General features: G+C 72.2%; 33 protein-coding genes. 15 read left to right on the top strand and 18 right to left on the bottom strand.

Features of this window, described 5'->3' with window-relative positions; genetic code table 11:
- Window positions 1–468 (top strand): GatB/YqeY domain-containing protein, encoded by a 468-nt coding sequence (locus FHX81_RS19960; protein WP_141979606.1) that lies wholly within the window; start codon window positions 1–3, stop codon window positions 466–468.
- A 450-nt stretch (window positions 469–918) separates the two neighbouring features.
- Here the strand turns inward: FHX81_RS19960 and FHX81_RS19955 are convergent, their stop codons facing one another.
- Complete coding sequence (locus FHX81_RS19955) at window positions 919–3,387, bottom strand: penicillin-binding protein (protein WP_141979605.1); 2,469 nt, start codon at window positions 3,385–3,387, stop codon at window positions 919–921.
- 258 nt (window positions 3,388–3,645) lie between these two features.
- On the opposite strand from FHX81_RS19955, the gene FHX81_RS19950 reads away from it, so the two are divergent.
- Entirely contained in the window at window positions 3,646–3,936 is a 291-nt protein-coding gene (locus tag FHX81_RS19950) for a WhiB family transcriptional regulator (protein WP_106616446.1), read from the top strand.
- Window positions 3,937–3,950: 14 nt separating this feature from the next.
- Here the strand turns inward: FHX81_RS19950 and bagB are convergent, their stop codons facing one another.
- From bagB to FHX81_RS19930, 4 genes are read right to left on the bottom strand one after another with little or no spacing between them, the layout of a single operon-like run.
- Window positions 3,951–5,069, bottom strand: coding sequence for an ATPase BagB (bagB, locus tag FHX81_RS19945; RefSeq protein ID WP_141979604.1), 1,119 nt, complete (start codon window positions 5,067–5,069; stop codon window positions 3,951–3,953).
- Window positions 5,066–6,058 carry an ATPase BagA gene (gene bagA / locus FHX81_RS19940; protein ID WP_141979603.1) on the bottom strand — a complete coding sequence of 331 codons (993 nt, stop codon included), beginning with the start codon at window positions 6,056–6,058 and terminating at the stop codon, window positions 5,066–5,068. The genes bagB and bagA overlap by 4 nt, the downstream gene beginning before the upstream one ends.
- Window positions 6,059–6,113: 55 nt before the next feature.
- Window positions 6,114–6,365 (bottom strand): hypothetical protein, encoded by a 252-nt coding sequence (locus tag FHX81_RS19935; RefSeq protein ID WP_141979602.1) that lies wholly within the window; start codon window positions 6,363–6,365, stop codon window positions 6,114–6,116.
- Window positions 6,366–6,396: 31 nt separating this feature from the next.
- Window positions 6,397–6,669 carry a hypothetical protein gene (locus FHX81_RS19930; protein WP_141979601.1) on the bottom strand — a complete coding sequence of 91 codons (273 nt, stop codon included), beginning with the start codon at window positions 6,667–6,669 and terminating at the stop codon, window positions 6,397–6,399.
- Between the two features lie 95 nt (window positions 6,670–6,764).
- Here FHX81_RS19930 and FHX81_RS19925 point away from each other — a divergent pair, with 95 nt between their 5' ends.
- From FHX81_RS19925 to FHX81_RS19900, 6 genes are all read left to right on the top strand, one after another.
- Window positions 6,765–7,622, top strand: a complete 858-nt coding sequence (locus FHX81_RS19925) for a helix-turn-helix domain-containing protein (protein ID WP_141979600.1) — start codon at window positions 6,765–6,767, stop codon at window positions 7,620–7,622.
- Window positions 7,619–7,801: a DUF397 domain-containing protein gene (locus FHX81_RS19920; protein WP_211363519.1), complete on the top strand. Its 183-nt coding sequence runs from the start codon at window positions 7,619–7,621 to the stop codon at window positions 7,799–7,801. The genes FHX81_RS19925 and FHX81_RS19920 overlap by 4 nt, the downstream gene beginning before the upstream one ends.
- 69 nt (window positions 7,802–7,870) lie before the next feature.
- Window positions 7,871–8,026 (top strand): Sp36 family protein, encoded by a 156-nt coding sequence (gene sp36, locus FHX81_RS19915; protein ID WP_141979599.1) that lies wholly within the window; start codon window positions 7,871–7,873, stop codon window positions 8,024–8,026.
- Window positions 8,023–8,481: a RidA family protein gene (locus tag FHX81_RS19910; protein ID WP_141979598.1), complete on the top strand. Its 459-nt coding sequence runs from the start codon at window positions 8,023–8,025 to the stop codon at window positions 8,479–8,481. Before sp36 ends, FHX81_RS19910 begins: the two co-directional genes overlap by 4 nt.
- Window position 8,482: 1 nt before the next feature.
- Complete coding sequence (locus FHX81_RS19905) at window positions 8,483–9,085, top strand: hypothetical protein (RefSeq protein WP_141979597.1); 603 nt, start codon at window positions 8,483–8,485, stop codon at window positions 9,083–9,085.
- Window positions 9,086–9,171: 86 nt separating this feature from the next.
- A complete protein-coding gene (locus FHX81_RS19900) occupies window positions 9,172–10,410 on the top strand; it encodes a hypothetical protein (protein WP_141979596.1) in 1,239 nt (412 codons plus the stop codon).
- Here FHX81_RS19900 and FHX81_RS19895 read toward each other — a convergent pair.
- Genes FHX81_RS19895 through FHX81_RS19885 form a run of 3 tightly spaced genes read right to left on the bottom strand, consistent with a single transcriptional unit; the run spans window position 10,407 to window position 12,711 of the window.
- Window positions 10,407–11,450 carry a tetratricopeptide repeat protein gene (locus FHX81_RS19895; RefSeq protein WP_141979595.1) on the bottom strand — a complete coding sequence of 348 codons (1,044 nt, stop codon included), beginning with the start codon at window positions 11,448–11,450 and terminating at the stop codon, window positions 10,407–10,409. The genes FHX81_RS19900 and FHX81_RS19895 overlap by 4 nt on opposite strands.
- Window positions 11,447–12,346 (bottom strand): Gfo/Idh/MocA family protein, encoded by a 900-nt coding sequence (locus tag FHX81_RS19890; RefSeq protein ID WP_141979594.1) that lies wholly within the window; start codon window positions 12,344–12,346, stop codon window positions 11,447–11,449. Before FHX81_RS19890 ends, FHX81_RS19895 begins: the two co-directional genes overlap by 4 nt.
- Before the next feature lie 8 nt (window positions 12,347–12,354).
- Complete coding sequence (locus FHX81_RS19885) at window positions 12,355–12,711, bottom strand: hypothetical protein (RefSeq protein ID WP_141979593.1); 357 nt, start codon at window positions 12,709–12,711, stop codon at window positions 12,355–12,357.
- A gap of 28 nt (window positions 12,712–12,739) precedes the next feature.
- On the opposite strand from FHX81_RS19885, the gene FHX81_RS19880 reads away from it, so the two are divergent.
- Entirely contained in the window at window positions 12,740–13,543 is an 804-nt protein-coding gene (locus tag FHX81_RS19880) for an NUDIX hydrolase (protein WP_141979592.1), read from the top strand.
- Window positions 13,540–14,313, top strand: a complete 774-nt coding sequence (locus FHX81_RS19875; protein WP_141979591.1) for an MBL fold metallo-hydrolase — start codon at window positions 13,540–13,542, stop codon at window positions 14,311–14,313. Before FHX81_RS19880 ends, FHX81_RS19875 begins: the two co-directional genes overlap by 4 nt.
- On the opposite strand, the gene FHX81_RS19870 is transcribed toward FHX81_RS19875, so the two are convergent.
- A complete protein-coding gene (locus FHX81_RS19870; RefSeq protein WP_141979590.1) occupies window positions 14,299–14,592 on the bottom strand; it encodes a YybH family protein in 294 nt (97 codons plus the stop codon). The genes FHX81_RS19875 and FHX81_RS19870 overlap by 15 nt on opposite strands.
- Before the next feature lie 25 nt (window positions 14,593–14,617).
- Between FHX81_RS19870 and FHX81_RS19865 the strand changes: the two genes are divergently transcribed.
- The gene (locus FHX81_RS19865) at window positions 14,618–15,064 is read left to right on the top strand and encodes a winged helix-turn-helix transcriptional regulator (protein WP_246107893.1); all 447 of its coding nucleotides are present in this window, start codon (window positions 14,618–14,620) and stop codon (window positions 15,062–15,064) included.
- Here the strand turns inward: FHX81_RS19865 and dnaN are convergent.
- From dnaN to FHX81_RS19845, 4 genes are all read right to left on the bottom strand, one after another.
- Window positions 15,061–16,167, bottom strand: coding sequence for a DNA polymerase III subunit beta (dnaN, locus tag FHX81_RS19860; RefSeq protein ID WP_141979588.1), 1,107 nt, complete (start codon window positions 16,165–16,167; stop codon window positions 15,061–15,063). The two genes, FHX81_RS19865 and dnaN, sit on opposite strands and share 4 nt — an antisense overlap.
- A gap of 31 nt (window positions 16,168–16,198) precedes the next feature.
- Window positions 16,199–17,434, bottom strand: coding sequence for an MFS transporter (locus FHX81_RS19855; protein WP_141979587.1), 1,236 nt, complete (start codon window positions 17,432–17,434; stop codon window positions 16,199–16,201).
- Window positions 17,435–17,866: 432 nt separating this feature from the next.
- A complete protein-coding gene (locus FHX81_RS19850) occupies window positions 17,867–18,541 on the bottom strand; it encodes a Crp/Fnr family transcriptional regulator (RefSeq protein ID WP_033441932.1) in 675 nt (224 codons plus the stop codon).
- 197 nt (window positions 18,542–18,738) lie between these two features.
- On the bottom strand, window positions 18,739–18,990 hold the full coding sequence (locus tag FHX81_RS19845; protein ID WP_015097743.1) for a hypothetical protein: 252 nt from the start codon (window positions 18,988–18,990) through the stop codon (window positions 18,739–18,741).
- 274 nt (window positions 18,991–19,264) lie between these two features.
- Here FHX81_RS19845 and nth point away from each other — a divergent pair, with 274 nt between their 5' ends.
- From nth to FHX81_RS19825, 4 genes are read left to right on the top strand one after another with little or no spacing between them, the layout of a single operon-like run.
- Window positions 19,265–20,032: an endonuclease III gene (gene nth / locus FHX81_RS19840; RefSeq protein ID WP_141979586.1), complete on the top strand. Its 768-nt coding sequence runs from the start codon at window positions 19,265–19,267 to the stop codon at window positions 20,030–20,032.
- A complete protein-coding gene (locus tag FHX81_RS19835; RefSeq protein ID WP_141979585.1) occupies window positions 20,029–20,631 on the top strand; it encodes a TlpA family protein disulfide reductase in 603 nt (200 codons plus the stop codon). Before nth ends, FHX81_RS19835 begins: the two co-directional genes overlap by 4 nt.
- On the top strand, window positions 20,628–21,296 hold the full coding sequence (locus tag FHX81_RS19830; RefSeq protein ID WP_141979584.1) for an NUDIX hydrolase: 669 nt from the start codon (window positions 20,628–20,630) through the stop codon (window positions 21,294–21,296). The genes FHX81_RS19835 and FHX81_RS19830 overlap by 4 nt, the downstream gene beginning before the upstream one ends.
- Window positions 21,297–22,484: a MarP family serine protease gene (locus FHX81_RS19825; RefSeq protein WP_141979583.1), complete on the top strand. Its 1,188-nt coding sequence runs from the start codon at window positions 21,297–21,299 to the stop codon at window positions 22,482–22,484. It begins immediately after the preceding gene.
- A gap of 5 nt (window positions 22,485–22,489) precedes the next feature.
- Here the strand turns inward: FHX81_RS19825 and FHX81_RS19820 are convergent, their stop codons facing one another.
- From FHX81_RS19820 to nhaA, 5 genes are all read right to left on the bottom strand, one after another.
- Window positions 22,490–23,095 carry a short chain dehydrogenase gene (locus FHX81_RS19820; RefSeq protein ID WP_141979582.1) on the bottom strand — a complete coding sequence of 202 codons (606 nt, stop codon included), beginning with the start codon at window positions 23,093–23,095 and terminating at the stop codon, window positions 22,490–22,492.
- Window positions 23,092–23,943: a helix-turn-helix transcriptional regulator gene (locus FHX81_RS19815; protein ID WP_141979581.1), complete on the bottom strand. Its 852-nt coding sequence runs from the start codon at window positions 23,941–23,943 to the stop codon at window positions 23,092–23,094. The genes FHX81_RS19820 and FHX81_RS19815 overlap by 4 nt, the downstream gene beginning before the upstream one ends.
- A gap of 79 nt (window positions 23,944–24,022) precedes the next feature.
- On the bottom strand, window positions 24,023–24,949 hold the full coding sequence (locus tag FHX81_RS19810; RefSeq protein WP_141979580.1) for an alpha/beta fold hydrolase: 927 nt from the start codon (window positions 24,947–24,949) through the stop codon (window positions 24,023–24,025).
- A gap of 8 nt (window positions 24,950–24,957) precedes the next feature.
- Window positions 24,958–25,428: a phage holin family protein gene (locus FHX81_RS19805; RefSeq protein ID WP_141979579.1), complete on the bottom strand. Its 471-nt coding sequence runs from the start codon at window positions 25,426–25,428 to the stop codon at window positions 24,958–24,960.
- 59 nt (window positions 25,429–25,487) lie between these two features.
- Window positions 25,488–26,684, bottom strand: coding sequence for a Na+/H+ antiporter NhaA (gene nhaA, locus FHX81_RS19800; protein ID WP_141979578.1), 1,197 nt, complete (start codon window positions 26,682–26,684; stop codon window positions 25,488–25,490).
- Window positions 26,685–26,708 lie beyond the last annotated feature (24 nt).

Here is a 26,708-nt window from a genome sequence, read left to right as displayed (position 1 = left end):
ATGGCGGAGTTGAAGGCGCGGTTGCAGGCGGACCTGACGGCGGCGATCAAGAACCGGGAGACGGTCCGGGCGGGCGCGCTGCGGATGACGCTGGCCGCCCTGACCACCGAAGAGGTCTCCGGCAAGAGCGCTCGCGAGCTCAGCGACGACGAGGTGCTCAAGGTCATCACCCGCGAGGTGAAGAAGCGCAAGGAGGCGGCGGACGCCTTCGCCGGCGCCGGTCGCACCGAGCAGGCCGAGCTGGAGCAGGCCGAGTCCACGGTGCTGGAGGCCTACCTGCCCGCCCAGCTGGACGACGCCGAACTGGCCACGCTCGTCGACGCCGCCGTCGCCCAGGTCGCGGAGCAGCTCGGCGAACGACCGGGCCAGCGCCAGATGGGCCAGGTCATGAAGGCCGTCAACGCGCAGGTGGCGGGCCGCGCCGACGGCGGCCGCGTCGCCGCTGCGGTCAAGGCCAAGTTGATCTGAGGTCGACGACGCCGAAAGGCGCTCCGCCCGGCCGCGGGCGGAGAACGGTCAGCCCAAACACGATCGGGTGAACATCGCCCGACAATGTACGGAAACACTGTTCTCGTACCTCGGTTGAAAGACCAGCGGAGCGCCTCGACCACCACCACCCGACCCCCGACCCCTCGACCCCCAGGACCAGCCCTCGACTCTCGGGCCCTGGGACCCGGCCATCGGCCCACCAGCCGGGCAAGGACCGAAAGCGGGCCGGACGGAGGACCCGGACACCAGCCGGCCGGGCGGTGCGCTCGAGCCGGCTGGGTGGAGTCCGCGCGGCGGGGACCTGCTCGCCCGGGCAAGGCGCTAGGGGTGCGGGATCCCCGGCCCGCGCGGCGGGGACCTGCTCGCCGCACTCGCGCCTGCCCGCGTCAGTCCTGCCCACGAGCCGAGGTGCGACGGGCCGGGGCGGTGTCAGCGGCGCGGTGGGTCGGTGGGGATGGTGATCTGCGGTGGCCCTGTGGGGCGGCCTGGGTCGGGGTTGCCGGGGTTGCCTTGGCCCGGGGCCGGGGATTCGGTGGACGGTGGGGGGTCGGTCGGTTGGGGTGGGGGGACGTAGCCCGTCGAGACCAGGAGGGTGATCACGGTGCCCTTCAGGGCGCTGCCGCGCGGTGTCTGGCTGACGACCTGGCCCTTCGGCTGCTCCGAGTTCCGGTTCTGGGCGGAGACCTTGTAGCCCGCCTGCTCGAGGATCCGGGTGGCGTCGTTGACGTTCCGGCCGACCACGTCGGGCACGCGGATCTCGTTGCCGCCCTTCAGGTAGCGCTCCTCGACGGCCGGGAGGCCGCGCACCGGCAGTCCTTCGTGGACCTTCGTCATCGTGTCGAACCACGTCCGCGCGGGCACCGTGCCGCCGTAGATGTCACCCTTGCCGCACAACCGCGGCGGGCCGCCGTTGACGCAGATGCCGCGCGGTTCCACGCCGTCGTTGAACGTCTGCACCGCACCCGCGAAGTCCGGCGTCGCGCCGATGAACGCGGCCGACTTGTAGTCCTCCGTCGTCCCCGTCTTGCCCATCATCGGCCGCGTCCACTTGAACTGCCGGGCCGCGGCCGCGGCGGTTCCGCTGCCCTGGTCGTCCTTCGACATCCCCGCGGCCAGGCCGTTGGCCAGCGGCTCGGCCACGACCTGCTCGCACGGCGCCTCGTTGATCGGCACGGGCTGGCCGTTGCGGTCCACGATCTGGCTGATCGGGGACGGCGGGCACCACACGCCGCCGCTCATGATCGTCGCCGCCACGTTCGCCAGCTCCAGCGTGCTCACCGGCGCGGGGCTCAGCGTGAACGACGCGTTGCCGCCGTTGGACTTGTAGAACTCGGTCTGCGAGATCCGCAGCTCCTTGTTCTTCGCCTTCGGGTCCGGCCGCACGCCCGCGATGTTCGTCGCCATGGTCTCGCGCATCCCCAACCGGGACGCCATGTCCACCACCGGGTCCATGCCCAGCCGCTCTTCCAGGATCACGAAGCCGGTGTTCGGCGACGTCTGCAACGCCGTCTGCAACGACATCTGCGCCGGGTACGTGGACGACGCGTTGCCCAGGCAGTACCACCGCGTGTTCGGCTCACCGGTCGGCGGGCACTTGTCCCCACCGCCCTTGAACACCCGCGACACGTACGAGTTCGGCGTGGCGATCGTGTTCTCGATCCCCATGCCCTTCTCCAACGCCGCCGCGGCCGTGAACACCTTGTAGACAGACCCCGCGCCGAACTTGTTCTCCACCCCGGACGGCAGGTCGAACTGGGTCTGGAACTGGTCGGCCTTCAACCCGTAGTCCCGGTTCGCGACCAGCGCCACGACCTCGTGCCGCTCCTTGCCCGGCCGCACGACCGCCATCGTGTTCGCGATCCCGTCGGTGGACTTCGCGACCTGCCCCTCCGCCGACCGCTTCGCCTGATCGGTGATCGTGCGGTCCAAAGTGGTCCGGATCGTGTACCCGCCGGTCTTCAACTGCTCCAGGCTGAACCCGTTGCGCTCCAAGTAGGTCAGCGCGTACGAGCAGAAGAACCCGTGCTCCGGCCCCGCCCCGATGCACCCGTTGGGCGGCGTCCGCACCGGCGTCGCCAACCCCAGCGGTTCGGCCTTCGCCGCCTCCGCCGCGTCACGCGACAGCTTGTCGTTCTCGACCATCTTGTCGATCACCTGGTTGCGCCGCTCCAACGCCTTCTCCGGGAACACCTCCGGGTTCAGCGCCGACGGGCTGTTGACCATGCCCGCGAGCATCGCCGACTGCGACACGGTCAACGCGTCGGGCGTGGTGTTGAAGTAAGCCTGCGACGCCGCCGCGATGCCGTAGATCGTCGACCCGAACGGCACCACGTTCAGGTACCGGGCCAGGATTTCCTCCTTGCCCAGCTGGCTTTCCAGTTGCAGCGAGATCCGCCATTCACGCGCCTTGCGGGCGACCGTCTGCTCCTGCGCCTTCTGCTGCTCCACCTGGTTGTTGCGCGCGACGACGTGCACCAGGTAGTTCTTCACGTACTGCTGGGTGAGGGTGGAAGCACCCTGCGTGACCGAGCCGCTGAACTGGTTGGTCAGCCCGGCCCGGATCGTGCCCCGCCAGTCGACGCCCTGGTGCTCGTAGAACCGGCGATCCTCGACGGAGACCAGCGCGGCCTTCATCGTCGGCGAGATCTTGTCCGGCGGGACCAGCACCCGGTACTGGTCGTACAGGTACGCGATCGGCGCGCCGTCCTTGTCGGTGACCGTGGAGATCAACGGCGGGTCGGTCGTGACCAGGTCCGCGGAGATGCTGTCGACCGTGTCGCTGGCTCTGTTCGACACCATGCCCAGCGAGCCCACGACAGGGAACAACATGCCTGCCAGCAGCACCCCGGCCAGCAGACACAGTCCGAGCAGTTTCAGCACGCCGTTCCTGGCTCGCATGCAGGTCAGCGTACGCGGCACCTGAAGAGGTGATCGAGATCGCGCACAGTTGATTACCCAGGATGAGTACTCGTACTCAAGACAGGTAACAGGTGGGCAACCCAGGGTTGGAGGTGGAACCGGAAGGCTCTACAGTCCGTCACTGTCCAAGACAGCAGCCCACGGCATGACCACTCGTTGGTGAGCCTACGGCATCCGCGGCAGGGGTGTGGCGGATTTAGGAAGTCTGGACACTGTGTGAACTGAGGTGGGGGAGATATGCAGCAGGGGGATTGGCGGATCAAGGCGTCGTGCCGTGATGAGGAGCCGGACCAGCTCTTCGTCCGCGGTGCGGAGCAGCGCAAGGCCAAGGTGGTGTGCCTGGGTTGCCCGGTGCGCACCGAGTGCCTGGCCGAGGCACTGGACAACCGGATCGAGTTCGGTGTCTGGGGCGGTATGACCGAGCGTGAACGGCGGGCGCTGCTGCGGCGTCGCCCGGACGTCACCTCATGGCACGAGCTCCTCGACACCGCACGTCAGGAGCACCACGAGGAGTCCAAGGTCGGGTAGCCGACCGGGCTCCGCTACTCGCCCGCCAACCTCCGACCGATCTCGTGCAGGCCGTCCAGGTCGTGCACGTCGGTGGGGAGCGCGGGTACTCCGATCAGCGGAACACCAGGGTGCGCACGGGTGAATCGCGCGAGCAGTCGCTTCTCCCGATCGGCGACGGCCACGCGGTCCGCGTGCACCCGCAACACCGCGGCAGCCAGCGGGGCGTCCCCAGTGCGCTCGAGCCGGTCCGCCGCCGCCAACGCACCGGGTGCCGGCAAGGGGGCCAGCACCGGGTGCGTCCGGTTCGCGACCAGGCCGGTCAACGGCATCCGTTCCGCGCTCAACCGCTCGACGAAGTAGCTGGCCTCGCGCAACGCGTCCGGTTCCGCCGCCGCGACCACCAGAAAACCGGTTCCGGGTGATCGCAGCAGCTCATAGGTGGCCTGGGCGCGTTGCCGGAAGCCACCGAACATGCTGTCGAACGCCTGCACGAACGTCGACGCGTCCTGCAGGAGTTGGCCGCCGACGATGGTGGACACGGCTTTGGTGAACAGGCCGAAGCCCGCGCCCACGATCTTGCGGATGCCGCGCCCGCCCGCCCGGGCGGGCGCCGACAGCATCCGGATCAGCTTGCCGTCGAGCACCGTCGACAGTCGCTGCGGCGCGTCCAGGAAGTCCAGCGCCGACCGGCTCGGCGGCGTGTCCACGACGATCAGGTCCCACTCGTCGCGTTCGACCAGTTGGCCCAGCTTCTCCATCGCCATGTACTCCTGCGTGCCGGAGAACGACGTGGAGATCGTCTGGTAGAACGGGTTCGCCAGAATCTGCTCGGCCCGCTCCCGACCGGCGTGCTGCCACACCATGTCGTCGAACGTGCGGCGCATGTCCAGCATCATCGCGTGCAGCTCGCCCCGGTCGGCCCGCAACGCGTCGACCCGCCGTGGCTGGTTGTCCAGCTCCCCGAGGCCCAGCGACTGCGCCAGCCGCCGTGCCGGGTCGATGGTGAGCACGACGGCGCGCCGGCCGCGTTCGGCGGCGCGCACGGCCAGCGCCGCCGCCGTGGTCGTCTTCCCGACGCCACCGGATCCGCAGCACACCAGCACCCGGGTCTCCGGGTTGTCCAGCAGCGCGTCGACGTCCAGCCGGTTCACCGCACACCTCGCGCGACCAGCACCTCGGCCAGCTCGTAGAGCGCGGCCACGTCCACCCCGTCGGTCAGCTCGGGCAGCTCCAGCGTCGGCAGGTCCGACTCGGCGAGCTTGTCCTTCGCCCGTTCCTCCATGCGGATGCGCAACGCGTGCTCCACGGTCTGCTCGACCAGCCCGTCCAGCACGTCGACGTCCACGTCGAGGCCCGCCGCCGCCAGCCCGGCACGCACCCGCCCGGCGTCGACCCGCCCCTCGGACGCCGACGTGACCGACCGCGCGGGCAGCCGCGGCGGGCTGACCCGGTTCACGAACACCGCGCCGGGCCGCAGGTCCGCGGCGTCCAGCTCGGCCACCGCGTCCAACGTCTCGCGCACCGGCATCTCCTCCAGCAGCGCCACCAGGTGCACCGCCGTGTCGCCGGAGTGCAGCAGCTTCACCACGCCCTCGCTCTGGCCCTTGATCGGCCCGACCTTGGCGAGGTCGGCCATGGCCCTGGTGACGTCCAGGAACCGGACCACCCGGCCGGTCGGCGGCGCGTCGAGCACGACGGCGTCGTACTCGTGCCGCCCGGTCTTGCCCGCGCGGCGCACGCACTCCTTGACCTTGCCGGTGAGCAGCACGTCCCGCAGGCCGGGGGCGAGGGTGGTGGCGAACTCGATCGCGCCCATCTTCTTCAACGTCCGGCCGGCGAAGCCGAGGTTGTAGAACATGTCGAGGTACTCGAGCAGCGCCGCCTCGGGGTCCACGGCGAGCGCGCGCACCTCGCCGCCACCGGGCGCGGACGCGATCCGCTCCTCGGAGTAGGGCAGCGGCGGCCGGTCGAACAGCTGCGCGATGCCCTGCCGGTTCTCCACCTCCACCAGCAGCACGCGCCGTCCGCCGGTGGCCAGCGCCAGCGCGAGCGCGGCGGCGACCGTGGTCTTGCCGGTCCCGCCCTTGCCCGTCACCACGTGCAACCGCGCACGCGCGAGTTCGTCGGTCCAGCCGTTCACCGGATCAGCCTATGCGCGCCGGCCTGAGAACCGCTGGCCACGCCGCCCGCCACGGTCAGTCCCACATGGTGACGAACACCACCGCGATGGCGGTCGCCGCGACGACGCCCCAGGCCAGGACCGACGGCAGCACGTACGCGATCAGCACCGCCACGACCGCGACGGTCACCGCTCCGACCAGCAACGCCCGCCTCACGTCGGACCGCCTGGCCCCCTTGCGATCCCGCGCCTGCGCCATGCCGACGAGGATCATCACCAGCCCGCCCAGCAGGAACGCGCCGGTGGCGACGAGCCGCCACGTTTCCACGTGATCAAGCTAGCCCGGAGTGACCGGCCAGTCACGTCACGCTTTGGTGCTCCCGCATCACCTCCTCGGCCCGCTCCACCCACACCAGGCGCGCCCGCGCCGTCTTGTCGATCGCGAAGTACCACAGCGCCCGCTCCGCGCTCGTGGTCGAGATCCGCAGGCCCGGACCGCCCTCGGGTCCCGTGACCTCCGCCGTGCCGTCCCCGAAGTCCAGGCCCCACGCCGCGACCCACCCGTCCTCGGCGTCCTCCTGGACGATCGCGAACAGCTTCGGTGCCTCCGCGACCACTTCTGCGTCTTCCATGGCTGAATGCTAGCGTTCGAGCAGTTCAAATCCCCGAAATCGAACGAGTGAAGTTCGGGCGATCAATCGTCACTGACAGTGGTTAAGGTGATCGAATGGCTATCGGCTCGACGCGGGGCAAGCGCCGCCTCGGACGTCACATCCGCCCGATCCTGGACAGGTCCGGCCTGAAGGTGGACGAGGTGGTCAAGCAGTCGCGCGTGTCCCGCCCGACGATCACCCGGATGCTGTCCGGCGAGGCCTTGGCGCGCTGGCCCGCGCTGTCGATGGTGCTCGACGTCATCGGCGCGACCCCGGAGGAGAAGACGCGGGCGCTCCAGCTCTGGGAGGTCGCCGACGTCGACCCGTACGCCATCGAGCACGCCCGCGACCTGCCCGCCGGCTACAAGCGCCTGCGGATGGACGAGTTGGAGGCGGTGCGGGAACGCACCCTCGACTCGGCGTTGGTCCCCGGGCTGCTCCAGACCGCCGGCTACGCCGAGGCCCTCGCGCGTGCCGCGCGTCGGCGGATCGTCGGCGAGGGCTGGGACTCGCACGCGGCGGCCGAGCGATTCGACCGACAGGCGGCTCTGACGAGGGACAACCCGGTCGAGTACCACGCCCTGATCGACGAAGCCGCGCTCCGCCGCCTGGTCGGTGGCCCCGGGGTGATGGCCGAGCAGTTGGACCACCTCGTGGCCATGGCGGGGCGGCCGAACGTGACGATCCAGGTCCTGCCCTACGCGGCCGGGGCTTACGGAGCCCAGGTCGGGGCGATGTTCCTGCTCGACTTCGACCAGTCGGACGAGCCGCGCGCCGCCTATGTGGAAGCCCTGACCGGGATGGTGCCCGTAGAAGATGAAGAGGCCGAGGTGCTGTCAGCGGTCTGGGACGACGCTGCGCGCCTCGCGCTCACGGCGCAGGACTCCGTGAGCCTCATCGGGGCAGTACGGCAGAGGCTGGGAGACAGATGATCGGCCAGACATGGCGCAAGAGCAGCAGGAGCGGTTCCGACGCCCAGTGCGTCGAGTTGGCGGTGACGGACCGGGTCACCGGGGTGCGGGACACCAAGAACCGGGACGGCGGGACGCTGGTGTTCGGGGCGAAGGCGTTCGCCGCGTTCCTCGCGGACGTGAAGCAGGCTCGTATCTGAGCACGGCGTGACACGAATGGGGGTACTCGGAAGGGTGCCCCTGTTCGCCGTCCCGCTAGGCTGCGGCCCATGCAGAAGTGGGAGTACGCGACCGTCCCGCTGTTGATCCACGCCACCAAGGCGATCCTGGACCAGTGGGGTGCGGACGGCTGGGAGCTGGTCACCGTGCTGCCGAACCCGAGCGGTGAGCAGCACGTCGCCTACCTGAAGCGGCCCAAGGCATGAGTTGGACGGCACGTCTGGCCGAGTTGGGTGTCGAACTGCCCCCGGTCGCGGCGCCGGTCGCGGCCTACGTGCCCGCCGTGCGCACCGGGCAGCTCGTCTACACCTCCGGGCAGCTGCCCTTCGTCCAGGGCTCCCTCGCGGCCACCGGCAAGGTCGGCGGCGACATCAGCCCCGAGGAGGCCAAGGCCCACGCCCGCACGTGCGCGCTGAACGCGTTGGCCGCCATCGACGCGCTGGTCGGGCTGGACTCCGTGACCCGCGTGGTCAAGCTGACCGGCTTCGTCGCCTCCGCCGACGGCTTCACCGGCCAGCCCGCCGTGGTCAACGGCGCGTCCGACCTGCTCGGCGAGGTGTTCGGCGAGGCCGGGCAGCACGCTCGGGCCGCGGTCGGCGTCGCCGAGCTGCCGCTGGGCGCGCCGGTCGAGGTGGATCTGATCGTCGAGATCGGGGAGTGAGATGTCGGACACGTGCCACGAGCTGTTGCTGAGGCTGGCCGGGCGGCTGCCGGACGACCTGCTGTGGAGGTTCCGGGACTGGGCCGCCACGGACGCCGTCGCGGTGCTCGCCCGGGCGCTGCCGCGCACGTTGCTGCACGACCGGATCGGGCTGACGGACCACGAGCAGCGCCTGCTGGCCGACGCCCTCGTGCCGCACGGGGCCGACCGGTCCACGATCAGTTCTGTCAAAGGGCTGGACGAACTGCCCGAATCCGGCTACACCTTCTCCCCGGAATCACCCGATCGGGTGTCGATGGGTGATTCCGCGACCGTGGTGCTCGGAGCGACCCTGCGGGGACGCCTCGGGGTCGGCGAAGTCCGGTCCTCGTGGCGGCTGGGCGGGGGCGAACCCAGGAGGCTGATCCTGGTCACCGCCACGACCGGCGCAGCCCGGTTGACCGGTGAGCTCCAGCGCGTGCTGCGGGCGCTCGGCGAGCACGACCCCTGCGTGGAGGTCCTGCCCGCCGGACTGGACCTGCCGCCCTACCACCGGGCGGCGTTGGCGGCATCGGAGCTGGTGTGCACCGGCGCTGAGGCCGACGGGCACCTGGTGCCCGTATAGAGCTCGGCGCTCCCGCGCGAGCCGGAAGGAGAACAGGCGTGACGAACGACGGAGTGGGACTCCCCGTCCGTTTACACGACCTCCTGTTGGCGTTGGCCGGCCGTGTCGACGACGACGCGTTGACCCAGGCCCGGGAGCTGCTGGCGGTCGCCGAGCTGGACAGAGCCGTGGAGCTGGTCGTCGGCTGCCTGCTGGCCGGTCGCATCCCGGTGTCGTCGGACGAGCGCCACGAGCTGGGCTGGCTGCTGACCGAGGTCCGCTCCGACCGGTCGCTGGCCGACAAGCTGTTCGCGGTGGAGCGGGTGCCGGTGGCCAAGCACCGGTTCAGCGTGGACTCCGACCCGGCCGAAGGCCTCGGCGAGGTGCTGGGCAAGACCGTGTCGGTGCTGCCCGACGTGCGCGGTGTCCGCGCCACGTGGCGGTCCAGCCCGGCCGGCGCGACGCCCGGGCCGCTGCCGCAGCGCGTCGTCCTGGTGGACATCGGCCCGTCGGGCTTCGCGCCCGCGACCGCGTACCGGGTGGACACCGTGCTGCGCAAGGCGGGCATCCGCGCGGCGGTCGAGGTGCTGACCGTGGGCACGCAGCTCGGCGAGTACCACGCGGCGGCCGTGACGACCGCGCGCGAGGTGTTCTTCCCGTCCGGGTCCACCAGCCCCCAGCCACCACCGGACTCGGCCACGTGGTTCGACGGTGAACCTCGGGACCAGGCACCGGTGGTCGAGCCGGAACCGGTGCCGGTGGAACCCCAGAACGGCTCCAAGTCACGTCGGGCGCGCGTCGAGTCGTACGAGGGCGCGCAGCCGTTCCCGCCCAAGCCGGTGAAGCGGTTGCCGGTGCGGGAGCCGGTCGAGGACGTCCGCGTCGAGGACGTCCACGTGGAGGAAGTCCGCGCGGAGGAGATCCGGGTGGACGACGTCCACGTGGAGGAGATCCGCGTCGAGGAGGTCCGCGAGCCCGAGGTACGGGTCGAGGAGGTTCCCGTCGTCCAGGAGGCACCCGCCGAGGTGCCGCCCGTGGTCGAGGAGCGGCCGCCCGCGCCGGTGTTCGCGTTCCCGGACGACCACCCGCTGTCCCGGGCCGAGGTCACCACGGAGCTCGGGCCGGACGACCTGGCCGCGTTGCAGGCCGCGTTGGCGGACGGGCAGCCGCCCACCTCCGTTCCGCTCCCGCCGACCGTGGACGCGAAGCTCAGCGACCGGGAACGAGCGTTGTTGCAGCAGCTGCACGAGGAACTGGCGCAGCGGGAGCAGCAGTCGTGGCCGGGCGGCGGCCCCGAGTTCGTCAACGGGATGCCGAAGCCGACGAACGGGAAGTACCCCGGCTAGAGGTTCTTCAGGTCGTCCCGCAGCTCGGCCCTGTCGTCCCTGGTGAGGGGGCGGTAGGGCCGAGCTGCTCTGCGGTCCGTGGCGGCTTCGACCCGGCGGCGGACCGGGTCGTCGGCGGGCAGGTCCCGGACCTCGATGCCCTCGTCGGCCCACGCGGCGGCATGCGCGTCGCCCCGGTGCTGCCGCAAGGCCCTGAGCTGGTCGAACAGGCGTGCTCCGGGCGTGTCGCCGGTGTGGGCGGCGCTCATCGGGTGGTCCACCGGTGGGACCTTGATCGCCGGCGGTGACGGCCACAGGTCGGCGGCGGCCCTCGTGTGCGCCTCGTTGACCATCTCCAGGAACGCGCGGCACCGCGGCGTGGCGATGACCTTGCCGTCCTCGACCACCAGCCAGTCCGCGTCGGCCAGCGCGGCGTCCAGGTGCGGGTGGTAGCGGTGCACGTCCTGCACGGCTCGCAACGGCATCGGGCCGTGGGCGAGGACGCTCGCCAGGTCGGCCAGGACCGGCGCGTGCGGCGGGCGTTCGCCGTGCAGGTAGCGCACGCCGTGCCGGTGTACGGGCGGGATCAGCCGGTGCAGCTCCACGGCGACCTCGGCGGCCGTGGCGCAAGCGTTTGCCGCGTCCAGCGCCAGCTCGCTCGACGCCCGCAGCTCCGGATCCCCACGCAGGTCGAGGGCGGCTTGGAAGTGCCGTTCGGCGGCACGCCAGTCGCCCTGGTCGTAGCGCGACTTGCCCGCGTGCTGGTGGGCGAAGTGGCCGAGGACCGGGTGGTCGAGCAGGTCGGCGAACGCCCGGTCGGCCTCGGTGAACCGGCCCTGCCACTGGTGCACGTGCGCCAACCGCAGCCGCGTCGCCGGGGTGTCGTCGGCCTGCCGGAACGCGTGCTCCGCCTCGTCCAGGCGGTGGAGGAGACGTGCGGCCTGGCCGACCTCGGTCCACTCCGCGTGCGTGGTCGGGCGTTGCCGGTCCAGCCAGGCCGTCAAGCCGTCCGGGTCTTCGGGGACCTCGCGCAACGTCTCCGGGTCCGTCCGGTACCTCACGCCTCCGCCTTCCTGCGCGCCAAGTCGATGATCCGCTGCAGGTGCAGGCCGCGGCGGACGTCCAGCGGGTGCTCGGTCGTGCCGCTGTCCACCATGGCCACGAAGTCGTCCAGCAGGTTCGTGAACGCCTGCAACGCCGTCGTACCCCGGTCGGCCAGCACCCGGTGGCCGTGCTCGCCGTAGACGATCACCTCGGCGATGCTCGGGTTGAGCGGCAACGTCATGGTCATCGTGGCCACGCTCGTCGCCCCGCCCTCGTGCCGGAACACGATCTGCCACACCCCGCGCTCGGACTCGTTCGCCGCGACGACGTCCGTGATCGTGCCCAGGGTCGCGTCGAGCAGGTCGAACGCGTGCGGACCGATGTCGTCCAACGGACCCCGCTCGTGCCGCCACGGCGAGTTCGAGAACGGACCGCCGAGGAGCGCTCCGTTGAGCCAGCGCGCGCTGCCGCCGACCCAACCGCCCTGTTGTTCGAGCTGGGCAAGCTGTTCCCGGGTCTCCGGGGTGTAGCGCTTGGTGAGGACCACCAGGGACGCGACACCGTTCGCCTTGACGGCGTCGGCGAGCCGTTCGGCGTCCTCCAGGGTGCCCGCGATCGGCTTCTCCAGGACCAGGTGCCTGCCCTGCTCGGCGGCCCGGGTCGCGATCTCGGCCTGCACCTCCGGCGGCACGGCGAACGCGACCGCGTCGACCTCCGAGATCAGGTCCTGAGGGGTCTTGGCGACGGTCGCGCCGTGCGCCCCGGCCAGCTCGGCGGCCGCCTCCTCCCGGCGAGCCCAGACGGTCGTCAGGCGGGTGCCCGGGTGGTCGGCGATGCCCGGTGCGTGCACCGCGGTCGCCCACGGGCCGGCACCGATGAGTCCTACGCGCAGCTGTTCGTCCACTCGGTCCATCCTGCCTTTCATCGGCCGCCGACGTAACTCGACTCGGGCACGAAGATCCGGCCGCCGTGGTCGAACCCCAACTCCACGCCTCCCGGTCGGCGGTCGACCTCCGGGGTGGCGTCCCAGCCGTTCGGGATGGTGACGACATGGCCGTGGTCGGGGGACCGGCCGAGCCACACCTCGTGGTCCGTGCCGCCGACCAGGCTGGAGCGCTCCTTGGTGTAGACGTTCGGTGAGCCTTCGTTCGTGCTGGTCACCGTGGTGCTGGGGAGGAAGAGGAGGACGGCGGCCGTCGCCGTGAGGCCCGTGCCGACGATCGCGCCGACGACGAACAGCAGGACGTTGATCAGGCAGCCTTTGCGCGTGGTGTCCACATGCGGATGATCCTCGTAGGCTCGGGTCGTGCGCGAACTCCCCGAGGATCTGGTGCTGCCCGGTCACCTGGCGCCCGTGGACTTCACCGGGCCGCCCGTGCAGCCGCGTGACGCGGCGACCGTGGTGCTGGTGCGTGACGGCGCGGCCGGGCTGGAGGCGTTCCTGCTGCGGCGGGTCGCCGGGATGGCCTTCGCCGGGGGGATGACGGTGTTCCCCGGTGGCGGGGTCGACCGGCGTGACGCGGACACGTCCGTGGCGTGGAGCGGGCCGCCGCCGTCGTGGTGGGCGTCCCGGTTCGGGTGCTCGGTGGAGCTGGCGACGGCGTTGGTGTGCGCGGCGGTGCGGGAGACGTTCGAGGAGTCCGGGGTGCTGCTGGCCGGGCCGTCGTCGTCCACGGTGGTCGGTGACACCGGCGTGTTCGCCGCGGCGCGGGCGGCGTTGGTGGCGCGGGAGCTGTCGTTGGCGCAGTTCCTGGCGGCGGAGGGGTTGGTGCTGCGGGCCGACCTGCTGCGGCCGTGGGCGAACTGGTTGACGCCCGTGGAGGAGCCGCGGCGGTACGACACGTACTTCTTCGTCGCCGTGCTGCCGTCGGGGCAGCGGGCCGACGGGGCGACCACGGAGGCGTCGGACGCGGCGTGGCAGCGGCCGGCCGACGCGATGGCGGAGTGGAAGGCCGGGCGGCGGGCGTTGATGCCGCCCACTTGGGTGACGTTGGCGGAGTTGGACGAGCTGGGGACGGTGGCGGCGGTGCTCGCGGAGCCGCGGACGGTGTCGAAGGTGATCCCGAAGCTGGTGCGGGAGGGTGACGTGCTGCGGGTGGTCGTGCCGTGAGCGGGTTGGCGTACGGGGTGTTGCGGGAGGTCACGCCCACGGCTTCGGTGCTGTTGGCGGAGAACCCCGGCGTGATGACGTTGGACGGGACGAACACGTGGGTCCTGCGGGCGCCCGGGTCGGCGTCGTGCGTGGTCGTCGATCCGGGGCCGGCGGATCCGGTGCACCTCGGGCGGATCGCGTCGCAGGCGCCGGTGGAGGTCGTGCTGTTGACGCACGGTCATCCCGATCATTCGGAAGGGGCACGTTCGTTCGGGCGACAGGTCGATGCGCCCGTGCGGTCGGTCGACCCGGCGTTCCGGTTGGGTGGGGAGGGGCTGGCGGAGGGGGACGTGATCTCGGCGGCCGGGTTGTCGATCCGGGTGTTGCCGACACCGGGGCACACGGCGGACTCGGTGTGCTTCTTGTTGGACGACGCGGTGTTGACCGGGGACACGGTGCTCGGGCGGGGGACGACGGTGGTGGCCCACCCGGACGGGCGGCTCGGTGACTACCTGGAGTCGTTGCGGCTGTTGACCACGCTTCCGGCGGGCACGATCGGGTTGCCGGGGCATGGGCCGGAACTGCCGGACGTGGTGGCGGCGGCCGGCGGGTACCTGGTGCACCGGGAGCAGCGGTTGGCGCAGGTCCGGGCGGCGGTGGCGGCGTTGGGCGGTGCGCCGACGGCACGTGAGGTGGTCGAGGTGGTGTACGCCGACGTGGACCGTTCGCTGTGGCCGGCGGCCGAGTGGTCCGTGCGGGCGCAGCTCGAGTACCTACGCGACGCCTGACGGGTTGTCGATCGCATACCGCCAACCACCATCGGGGCCGCGGCGGGCGACGTCGGTGGCGGTGCCGGTGACGTCGCCGATGCTCCAGTCGACGATCAGCAAGGCCAAGTCACCTCTTGTGATCACCTTCCGGGTGACGACAGTCATTCGATCGCGGAGCTCGAGGTGCCCGTCCAGCTCATCCGGCCGGGCACCGGGCTCGTGGAGGCCACTCGGGTCACCCTCGTTGAAGGCCTCGGCGAACAGGGCGGGCAACTCTTCGGGGGTACGCGCGATCATGCGCAGGACGCTAGGAGGACGCCGCGTGACCAACCAAACGGTGAGTGCCGGCCTTCGCACCGCACCTCGCCCACCCGCCTCCGCCACCGCGTGGTCGGGCGACCCCCACGGCGAAGTCGACCACCCGGTGCCGACCTGCCCGGTCGAGGTGACGTTGCGGGCGTTGCGGGGGCGGTGGACGACGTTGGTGGTGCGGGAGCTGTTCGCGGGCGAGCGGACGTTCGGCGACCTGGCCACCGCGCTGCCGGCGTTGTCGGACAAGGTGCTCGCCGACCGGCTCGCGCAGCTCGTCACGACCGGCGTCGTGGTGCGGGTGCGCGAGCCGGGATGGCCCACCCGGGTCCGGTACTCCCTCACCGCCCGCGGGCGGGCGCTGCGTGAGGTCCTGGAAGCCATGTGGGCCTGGGGTCTCGGGGCGACGGGGGCCGCTGCGCCCCCGGGCGGCGCAGACCCCGTCGCGCTCCGGGGCTAGGAGACGGTTCGGAGGGGCACGACCAGGTAGGTGAGTGCCACACCGTCCTCGCCCGGTCGGCTCGTCAGCACGGTCGAGCGCAGGCCGTCCTGGATGCGCAGCTCCACGCGGCGGCCGCCGAAGGCGCGCAGGGCGTCGGACAGGTACCTCGCCTGGAAGGTCTTGGTGATCCGGTTGCCGTCGATCGTGGCCTTGACGGACTCCTCGGACTCGCCGCTCTGCGGGTCGCTGCCCCGCACCCGCAGCTCGCCGTCGTCCACCTGGATGGTGACCGAACCGTGCGGCCCGGCGTACGGGACCGCCCGGCGCACCGCGCCGGCCAGCACATCGGCCTCCACCACCACCGTGCTCTCGATGACCGCCTCCAACAACTTCCGCACTCGGTCGTCGGGGAACGGCGCCGCCAGCAGCGCCGTGCTCACGCTCCCGCCCGCCCACGACAGGGCGATCCGGTCCGCGTCCGCGTGCACCGTGACCTCCGCCGCACGGTCCGGTTGCCGGGACGCCTCGGCCAGCACCACCGCCGGCGCCAGCACGTCCAGCTCCCCCGCCGGCGCCCACGGCAGCGAGGCGAACGCCATCCGGTAGCGGTCGGTGGCGATCAGTTCCAGGCGACCGCCCGGGGCGCTGTGCAACCGCACCCCGGTGAACATCGGCAGCGCGTCGTCCTTCGACGCGGCCGACGAGACCGGGGTGAGGGCGGCGGTCAGGGTGCGGGCCGGGAGCACGCCCGCGGCGGGCGGGAGGGGCGGGATGCCCGGGTGGGACGCCAGGTCCAGGAGCGGCAGGGCGAAGCGGGCCGTGGACGTGCGCACGGCCAGGCGGGAACCCTCGACCACCAGGCGCACCTGCGGGTCTTCCAGGCTGCGCAGCGTCTCGGCCAGCGGGCGGGCGGGGACGACCACCGCACCGTCGGTGTGGACGGTCGCGGCGCGGGTCAGGCGGACCGCGTGCTCGCGGTCGCTGCCCGCCAGCTCGACCTCGCCGCCGGCGGCGCGCAGCACCAACCCCGCCAGCACCGGGTCGTAGACCCTGGTCGGGAGCAGGCGGGCGACGTCGGCAGCGGCGGCGGCGAGGTCGGTGGTGGTGGCGGTCAGGTCCATGCCGGACAAGCTAGACCCGACCACCGACAATTCACGGTGCGACGAGGGCGAGGTCGTCCTGGCGCGCGGGGACGCCGGCCGCGACCGTGCCGCGGAAGACCCACACGAGCGCCGCGATCACCAGGCCGGAGGCCGCCGCCGCGACGAACGCCACGCCGGTGCCGTAGACCTCGACGAGCTGACCGCTGGCCGACTGGCCGATCGCCAACCCGACCGTCACCGCCGTCACCACCCAGCCGAACGCCTCGGTGGCCGTCCCGGCGGGCGCGACCTGCTCGATCGCGGCCGAGTGGGTGGTGGCCTGCGGCGTGATCAGGGTGCCGACCACGAACAGCGCGACACCCAGGCCGACCAGCGTCGCGGGCACGGCGAGCAGCAGCGACAGCAGCGCGAACCCGCCCAGCAGCACGGGCAGCCGCAGGTGCATCGCCCGCGGGAACGGCCTCATCGAGTACAGGATGCCGAACAGCACCGAGCTCACCGACCACAGGCTCAGCAGCAGACCGCCCATGCCGACGTGACCGGCCTGCGCCGCCGCGGCGGGCACGGCCACCTCGATGAACCCGATGGTCACGCCGAAGCCCAACGCCGCCAACGCGACCGTGCGCATCCCGGGTGACGCCAGCGCCCCGAGCAGGTTGCGGCTCATCGCCACCGGGCGGACGCCGCGCACCGTCGGGTTCAACGCGAACCACAGCGCGCCGACCGCCATCGACACCGCGCCGATCACCACGCCGGTCCCCGCCCACGGCGCCGTGACCAGCAGCCCGGCCAGGCCGGGGCCGAGGATGAAGAACACCTCCATGCTGATCGCCTCGTAGGCGTACCCGGCCAGCCGCGCGGACCCGGCGGGCAGCACGTGCGACCACAGGGCGCGCGACGCGGAGCCGACCATCGGCTCGGTGAGCCCGACCAGGAACGCGACCGGCACCAGCACGGCCAGCGTCGCGCCCGCCTCGACCGCGCTGATCGCCAGCGCCACGAACACCGCGAACAGCGCCACCGCGCCGAGCAGCGGCCGGGTGGGCCCCAACCGGTCCATCAGCCTGCCCTGCACGATCGACCCGACCGCGACGCCCACCAGGGACGACGCCGACACCAGGCCCGCCGCGGCGAACGAGCCGGTCTCCCGCTGCACGTACAGCAGCAGCGACAGGCCGACCATCGCGATCGGGAGGCGGGCGAGCAGGGACGCGACGACGGGGCCGCGCATACCGGGCGTGGTGAGGGCGGTGCGGTAGTCGGAGAGGCGGGCAGAGTGGGACATGCGTACCAGTATGCCCCGCAGTGGTACGCCCGTACCAGTCATTACCCGGTGTGATCCGTCACCGGCGCCGAAAACGGTCTTGGGGCGTCCACCGGCTGGGAGTTCGTTGCAGTTCGATCACAACAATGGGATGACCGGGTGAAACCACGCGGAGAAACCGCTGAACAGAGGGTCCTTGAGGGTGAACGGGCTTGAGTTGCGGGGGAGGTGGCGTGCGATCGTGGAAGCAGCCACCCAAGCCACCCCCACCGGCGTTTCGGGTGTGGTCGCAGCGGGTAACCAAGCCTCCTTCCGGCGCCACGAGGGTCGGGGCCTGCGGGTGCCGGAGGTGTGGAAGGCGCGGTCTGTCGGGGGATGGGCCGTGCGGCAACAAGACCGGTGCGCCGCGTCGGGGGCGGCGCCCGGTCTTGTTGTTCTTCCCGGGGTTCTCGCTCAGCGAGCGCGGCGGGCCAGCCGCTCCGGGTCCAGGATCAGCACGCTCTTGCCCTCCAGCCGCAGCCAACCGCGGTGGGCGAAGTCGGCCAGGGCCTTGTTCACCGTCTCGCGCGAGGCGCCCACGAACTGGGCGATCTCCTCCTGCGTCAGGTCGTGCGTGACCCGCAGCAGACCGGCTTCCTGGCTGCCGAAGCGCTGCGCGAGCTGCAGCAACGCCTTGGCCACGCGGCCGGGCACGTCGGTGAAGATCAGGTCGGCCAGCATGGAGTTCGTCCGGCGCAGCCTGCGGGCCAGCGCCCGCAGCAGCTGCTCGGCGATCTCCGGCCGGTTGGTGATCCACTGCCGCAGTGCTGGGCGGTCCATGCTGACCGCGCGCACTTCGGTCACCGTGGTGGCGGTGGACGTGCGCGGACCGGGGTCGAAGATCGACAGCTCGCCGAACATGTCGGACGGGCCGAAGATCCCCAACAGGTTCTCCCGGCCGTCCGGCGACTTGCGGCCGATCTTCACCTTGCCGGACTGGATGATGTAGAGCCGGTCGCCCGGCTCGCCTTCCGCGAAGATCACGTGGCCACGCGGGAATTCAACAGACTCCAGCGTCTGCGCCAGCGCCTCCGCCGCGGCCTGTTCAACCCCCTGGAAAATGCCCGCGCGGGCCAGGGTCTCGTCCACCTCGTCCCTCCTGTCGAGACGCGGCGGCATGGTTGAGCGCGTTCCGCCTTCTGGCGGATCAGCGCCTGCCGCCGATCACTGAGTGCAGTCTAAGGGCTGTGGTCGGGATCGCCTTTCGGCGCGCCGTCCACGCAGCCCGGACAGCCCGATAAGGCCCGCGGGGGTTGACCCCGTGGGCCTCGCCGGTCCTTGCCCCGCTAGCGGCGGGTGCGCCGCTGACGCAGGTTCCTGGCACGACCGCCCAGCCTGCGCAGCCGGAACAGTTCCAGCGCGCGGCCGATGCCGTGCCCGTAGAGCGCCCTGACCTCGTCGGGGCGGGCCGACTCCAGGAACTCCTCGACCTCGTCCTCCTGCACGGCGACGTGCCGAAGACGAGCTTCAACGCGCTCCATGAAGAGCGCGAAGAACATGATCACGATCGGAACGGCGATGACGAACCAGGCAGTCATGATGGCTCCGATCCTTGCGCATCCGGTTCGGCGCGCGGTCAAGGGGGGTCACTCCGGCGTGTCGGTTCGAGGTCCCTCGGTCGTGTATCCGGTTGGTCGAAGGACGTGCGCGGTCGGCCGGTGGTTGCTTGCCCACGATCGTCGCGGTTCAAACGGAGAGCCGCCCGCCGGAGCGCATCCCCCGCGAGGGTGGGATTCCGCCCGGCGACCGGGTCGGGGGGAGAGCCCGCGACCGAGCCTCCGCCCACGCGCCGTCGGCCAGTAATCTCGTCGCATGGCCAAGAGCGCGGTGAAGCAGCCGGAGACGAGGCTGGGGTTGGTCCGCCGCGCGCGTCGGATGGTCCGGGTCCTTCATCAGGGCTACCCGGACGCGCACTGCGAGCTGGACTTCGCCGACCCGTTGCAGCTCCTGGTGGCGGTCGTGCTGTCGGCGCAGACGACGGACGTCCGCGTGAACCAGGTCACGCCCGCGCTGTTCCGGCGGTACCGCGCGGCGGCCGACTACGCCTCCGCCGACCGAGCCGAGCTCGAGGAGCTGATCAGGCCGACCGGCTTCTACCGCAACAAGGCGACCTCGTTGATCGGGCTGGGTTCCGCCCTGGTGGAGCGGTTCGGCGGCGAGGTCCCCGGCCGGCTGGAAGACCTCGTCACGCTGCCCGGTGTGGGGCGCAAGACCGCGAACGTGGTGCTGGGTGACGCTTTCGGTGTGCCCGGGATCACGGTCGACACCCACTTCGGCCGGCTGGTCCGCCGCTGGGGCTGGACGCGGGAGGAGGACCCGGTCAAGGTCGAGCACGCGATCGGCGCGCTGGTCGAGCGCAAGGAGTGGACCTTGCTCTCCCACCGCACGATCTTCCACGGCCGCCGCGTGTGCCACGCCCGCACCCCCGCGTGCGGCGCGTGCCTGCTGGCACCGCTGTGCCCGTCCTACGGCATCGGCCAGGTCGACCCGGTCAAGGCGCAGAAGCTGGTCAAGGGTGACGAGGCACCGCACCTGATCGAGCTCGCCGAACGCGTGCGGGCGGGGGAGAAGCTGGCGTGAGCGCGGGAGCGCGGTGGGCCGTCGTCGTCCTGGTGGTGGCGGTGGCGGCTGTCGTCGCGTTGTGGCCCCGCTCACCCGATCCGGCCGAGCCGGGTGCGATCCCGACCCGGACCGCGCCCACCGTGGACCTCGACGCGGCACGCGGCAAGGCGGCGTTGCGGCCGTGCCCCCCGGGCTCGCCGGACGCGCCGGGACCGCAGCCGCTGCGCGGCGTCACGGTGACGTGCCTGGGCGACGGTCGTCCGGTCGACGTGGCGTCCACCGCCTCGGGCCCGGCTGTGGTGAACTTCTGGGCCACCTGGTGCGTTCCCTGCCAGGAGGAGCTCAGGGTCCTCGACGCCTACGCGCGGGAGCCCGGTGCGGTCCCGGTGGTGGCGGTGCTGGTGGAGAGCGAGGAGGCGGACGGCCTGGAGCTGCTGGCGAAACTCGGCGTGCGCCTGCCGGCGGTCGCGGACCCGGCCGACGGGGTGCGCCGGGCCGCCCGGGCGCCCCGGACGCTGCCCCTGAGCTACGTCGTCGGTGCGGACGGCTCGCTGACCCAGGTCACCGATCCCGTCGTGTTCAAGTCGGTCGAGCAGGTGCGCGAGGTGGTCGGATGACGGCCCTGGTCACTCCGGACGACGTCCCGGCGTGGATGGGCGGGCTGGTCGAGGCCACCGCGGGGATCGACGCCCGCGCGTTCACCCGGATCAAGCCGCCGCCCGACGGCAGCGGACGTCCCGCGGCCGTGCTGATGCTGTTCGGCGAAGGCCACGACGGGCCGGACGTGCTGCTGCTGCGGCGCGCCGACACGCTCGGCTCGCACCCCGGCCAGGTCGCGTTCCCCGGCGGCGCGGCCGACCCGACCGACGACGGGCCGGTCGACACGGCGCTGCGCGAGGCGTTCGAGGAGACCGGTGTGCTGCGCGAGGGCGTGCGACCGGTCGTCACGCTGCCGCAGCTGTACGTGCCGGTGTCCGGGTTCGTCGTCACGCCGGTGCTGGCGCACTGGGACGCGCCGTCGCCGGTCGCGCCGGTGGACCCGGCCGAGACCGCCGCCGTGGCGCGGGTGCCGATCGCGCACCTGTCCGACCCGGCGAACCGGTTCCGGGTGAGCCACCCGTCCGGCTACGTCGGGCCCGCGTTCTCCGCGCCCGGCATGCTGGTGTGGGGCTTCACGGCCGGCCTGCTGGACGGCCTGCTCACCCTGGGCGGGTGGGCCAGGCCGTGGGACACCTCGGACGTGCGGGACCTCGACCTGGCCCTGCGAGCGGTGGAGGTCTGAGTGAACTGGGTCGACCTGCTCGTGCTGGCGCTGGCCGCCTTCGCCGCGGTCTCCGGTGCCCGGCAGGGCATGGTCGTGGCGCTGCCCGCGTTCGTCGGGGTGCTCATCGGCCTGGTGCTGGGCACGCAGCTCGCGCCGCTGGTCGTCAGCCAGTTCGACAACGTGGTGACCAAGGTCGTGTTCGCGGTCGGCATCGTGGTGCTGCTGGTGGCGCTGGGCGAGACGCTGGGCGTCTACATCGGCCGCGGCATCAAGCCCAAGGTCAACTCGACCCCGCTGCGGGGCGTGGACAACGCGCTGGGCGCGATCGTGCAGAGCGCGGTGGTGTTCGTGGTGGCGTGGATGATCGCGCTGCCGCTGACCATGGTCGCGGGCCTGCCGGCGCTGGCGAAGACGCTCAACCAGTCGGTGATCCTGTCCACCGTCGACGACACCATGCCGCCCGCCGCCCGGACGCTGGCCGACGACCTGCAGAACCTGTTCGACGTGTCCGGCTTCCCGGCCGCGATGAACCCGTTCGACCGGACCCCGCTGCGGGAGGTCGGCCCGCCGGACCCGGCGCTGAGCGCCAACCCGGTCGTGCGCAAGCTGGAACCCAGCGTGCTGAAGGTGCGCGGGCGCGCGCCGTCGTGCTCACGGGCGTTGGAGGGCACGGGTTTCGTCATCGCACCGGAACGGATCATGACGAACGCGCACGTGGTCGCCGGCACGACGGACGTGACGGTGGAGGTCGGCGTCGGCGAGTTCGACGCCACGGTCGTGCACTACGACGCGCAGACCGACATCGCGATCCTGGCCGTGCCGGACCTGGAGGCCACGCCGCTGGAGTTCCGCACCGACGAGATCGCGCCGGGCGAGGACGGGATCGTGCTCGGCTACCCGCTGGACGGGCCGTACACGGCGTCCGAGGCGCGGGTGCGCGAGCGGATCAGGATGCTGCGGGGACCGGACATCTACGACGCGCAGACCGTGACGCGGGACGTGTACACGGTCCGGGCGAAGGTGCGCAGCGGCAACTCCGGCGGGCCGTTGGTCGACCCGCAGGGCCGGGTGATGGGCGTGGTGTTCGGCGCGGCCGTGGACGACCAGGAGACCGGGTTCGTGCTGACGGCCGACGAGGTCGCGGCGGAAGTGGCGAAGGCGCCGACGATGGTGCGCCGGGCGTCCACCCAGACCTGCGCGTCGTGACGCGGTCAGCGGTACGCGCGGATGACCTGCCCGGTGCCCGTGCCCTCGACGCAGCGCAGGTAGTGGTCCACGAGTTCGCCCATCGGCACCGGGCGCAGGCCGGGGAAGTGCTCGCCGAAGGCGTCGACGGAGTCGCCGACGAGGGTGGGGCTCACCACGTTGATCCGCATGCCGCGAGGCAGCTCGACCGCCGCCGACCGGGTGAAGCTGTGCAGGGCGCCGCTGATCACGCCACCGCCGGTGACGTGCGGCCACGGCCGGTCGGCGAAGATGCCGGACGTCAGGGTGAACGACGCGCCGTCGGCGCAGTGGTGCTGACCGGTGAGGACCAGGTCGACCTGCCCGAAGAACTTGGCCCGCATGTTCTCGCGCAGCGCGTCCGACGTCAGCGTGCCGAACTCGTCGAGCGCGCCGTGGGCCGCGACGCTCACGACGCCGTCGACCGGCCCGACCTCCCGGTACAGGGCCTCGACCGTCGCCGGTGAGGTCAGGTCGACGTGGACGTCGCCCGAGGTGCGTGCGGCCACGACGACGTCGTGGCCCCGTGAGCGCAGTGCGGGCACCAACCGTCGTCCGATGGTGCCGCCGCCACCGACGACGATGATCCTCATCGCGCGTTCTCCCCGTGTGCCAGCAAGGTGAGCGCGTCGGCGTCAGGGGTGCCGGGACGCGCGTAGAACAGCCCGATCCGGTGGTCGTCGTCGGGCAGGGTGACCGTCTCGTTCGCCAGGGTCACCCGCCCGACCACGGGGTGGTCGAGCTCGCGCACGTAGTACGAGCAGGTCCGGACCGGACGCCGCGCCCACATCCGCGCGAACTCCGGGCTGTCGACGGCGAGTCGGCCCACGACCTGCGCCAGCAGGGGATCGGCCGGGTGCCGCGCGACCGCGTGGTGCAGCGCGGCGACGGTGACCTGGGCCTTGGCCGGCCAGTCGCGGTACAGCGCGCGGTGGTGCGGGTCGAGGAACAGCATCCGGGCGATGTTCGGCCGGGTCCGCGCGTCCGGGCCGTGGAAGTCGACGTGAGAGGCCAGGAGGGCGTGACCGAGGCGGTTCCAGGCGAGGACGTCGGCGCGGTGGTCGATCACGATCGCGGGCGTCGCGGGGAGGGCGGCGAGCAGGTCGCGGACCGACGGCCTCAGCTCGCCGCGGCGGGCCCGGGGACGGGTCGGTCGCCGTGGCGCGGCGAGGAGCCGCAGGTGCTCGTGCTCGGCCGGGTCGAGTCGCAACGCGGCGGCCAGCGCGTCGACGACAGCGGCGGAAGCGCTGCCGCTGACGCCCTGTTCGAGCCGCGTGTAGTAGCCGACGCTGACGCCGGCGAGCTCGGCCAGTTCCTCCCTGCGCAGCCCGGGTACCCGCCGGCGGGTGGTGCCGGACCCGATGCCCGCCGCGGCCGGCGTCAGGCGCTCGCGCCGGCTGCGCAGGAATCCCCCGAGGTCGTTCGCCGCTGTCCTGGTCACCCGACCATGGTCGCGCCGATCGCCGGGCCGAGCCTGCCCCGAACAGGGATACCCTGCGGCGCCGCCGCAACCGGCGTGGTCAGACCTTGGCCAGGAAGTCGGTGATCAGCCGGCTCGTCGTGTTCGGGGCCTCCTGGTGCGGGAAGTGGCCCAGTTCCGGCAGCACGCGGTAGGCCGAGCGGGCCCCGGTCCACATCGTCGAGTCCGCCGCGGTCGACTCCAGCACGACCGGGTCGAGCGCGCCGTGCAGTTGCAGGACCGGGACGTCGAGCGTGCGGTCCACGGCTTCGGCGAAGCGGCGGCCGTCACCGCGCAGTTGCGACCGCACGGCCCAGCGGTGGTACTCCATCGAGCTGTGCGCGACGCCGGGCACCAGGAACGCCTCCCGGTTGCGGCGCACCACCTCGTCGAACTCCGGCGACACCCTCCACTTCGGACCGCCCCACGCGTGCAGCATCCCGGCGACGGCCGCGCCCCGGTCGCGGGTCAGCCACCGCTCCGGGTAGACCGGGAGCTGGGAGCGGAACAGGTGCGCGCTGGCCCGGCCCTGGTGGCGCGGGTGGCGGCGGATCGCGCGGCGCAGCGCCAGCGGGTGCGGCGCGGCGACCGCCGTCACCGAGTAGACCAGGCGCGAGTGCATGGCGGCGACCGTCCACGCCAGCATGCCGCCCCACGCGTGGCCGACGAGGTGCGCCCGCGGTTCGCCCAGGGCCTTGACCAGCCCCGCGACGTCACCCGCGAGCGTGAAGCCGTCGTAGCCGCGCGGCGGCTTGTCCGAGTCGCCGTAGCCGCGCAGGTCCACGGCCACGGCCCGGTAGCCCGCCTCGGCGATCGTGACGAGCTGGTGCCGCCACGTCCACCAGAACTCCGGGAAACCGTGCAGCAGCAGCACGAGCGGGCCCTCGCCGAGTTCGGCGACGTGCAGGCGGATGCCGTTCGCGGACACGTCGCGGTGCGCCCACGGGCCGGGCACCCGGGCGGTCGACGGGTCCGGTGGCAGCCGCACGGCGCGGCTCAGTGTCCTTCGCCGCGGTGTCGGAGTGCCGCGACGGTGTCCCTGGCCGAGTCGATGGTCCGCTGCGGCGCGCGCAGCTTCTTCACCTTCCGGTAGCCCAGCAGCGCGAACAGCACCGCGGTCAGGAGCATCAGCCCGAACACGATGAGGAACGCCGACCAGCGGGGCAGCCACACGTCGAGCAGCTCGGCGCCGAAGAAGAAAAAGAAGAACGAGCTGAACAGCAGCACCGTCAGCGCGACGATGAAGTAGACGCTGCCCTTGAGCCCCTTCTTGACCTCGCCCGCGACCTCCGACTTGGCGAGCTCGACCTCCGCCCTGACCAACGTGGACAGGTGGGCCGTGGCGTCGCGCACCAGGCCGCCGATGGACGTTTCCTCCGCGATCTTCGCCGCGCTCTCCGCGGTCAACGGGATCGACGGAACAGGTGGCAGTCCGCTGCCGTTGGTGTTCTCCCGAGCGCTGGTCACCGGCTCATCGTGCCATGCACGCCGCACCGGGGCCGCTCGACCGGCTGATCCGCTCCGGTTCACTCGTCTTCGTCGCCGAGTCGGTGCGCCCGACTGCGCCGGACCAACAGGACCGCGGCGAGCGACGACGCCGCCAGCGAGGCCAGCAGCACCGCCGCCTTGGCCTGCTCGGCGGCCGCTCCCTCCAGCGCGAGGTCGGCGATCAGCAGGCTCACGGTGAACCCGACGCCGCCCAGCATGGCCACCGCGACGATGTCCCGCGGCCCCGCGCCGCTGGGCCACCGCGCGGCCTTGAACAGCACCGCCAACGCCGACGCGCCCACGATCCCGACCACCTTGCCCACCACCAGGCCCAGCATCACGCCCAGCGCCAACCGGTCGGTGAACAGCGAACCCAGCGCCTCGCCGTTCACCGGCACGCCGGCCGCGAACAACGCGAACACCGGCACCGCCACGGCCGCCGACCACGGCTGCAACCGGTGTTCGAGCCGCAGCGCCGGCGCTTCGTGCTCGTAGCGGTCCTTGCGCACCCGGGTCAGCAGCGCCAGCGCCACGCCCGCGATCGTGGCGTGCACGCCCGCCGCGTGCACGGCGACCCACGTGCCCACCGCGATCGGCACGTACAACCACGGCGTGGTCACCCGCTTGTGCTGGAGGAACGCGTACAGCGCCAGCAGCGCGACGGCCGCCGCCGCCGCGACCAGGTCGAACGACGCGGTGAACAGCACCGCGATCAGCACGATCGCGCCCAGGTCGTCCACCACGGCCAGGCTCAGCAGGAACAGCCGCAGGCTGTTCGGCAGCCCCGACGCGGTGACCGCCAGCACGCCCAGCGCGAACGCGATGTCCGTGGCCACCGGGATCGCCCACGCCCGCTCGACCCCCGGCTCGCCCCAGCCGACGCCCAGCGCGATCGCCGCGGGCACGACCATGCCGCCGACCGCGGCCACCACCGGCAGGATCGCCGCCTTGAAGTCGTTCAGCTCACCGACGACCAGCTCGCGCTTGAGCTCCAGACCGGCGACGAAGAAGAAGATCGCGAGCAGCCCGTCCTTGGCCCAGTCGCCGACGCTCAGGCTCAGGTGCAACGACTCCGGGCCGAGGTGGAAGTCCCGCACGGCGGTGTAGGCACCGGAGAACGGCGAGTTGGCCCACACCAGCGCGACGGCGGTGGCGGCCAGGAGGATCATCCCGCCGACGGTCTCGGTGCGCAGGTAACGCGCGAACTCGACGGCGGCGCCACGCTTGCTGATCAAGATCCACTCCGGTGGTTCGGCAAC

Source organism: Saccharothrix saharensis (assembly GCF_006716745.1).
GTDB classification, from domain to species: Bacteria; Actinomycetota; Actinomycetes; order Mycobacteriales; family Pseudonocardiaceae; genus Actinosynnema; species Actinosynnema saharense.
Note: the sequence above shows the minus strand (reverse complement) of the source record. Positions and strands in the feature narration are given on the sequence as shown.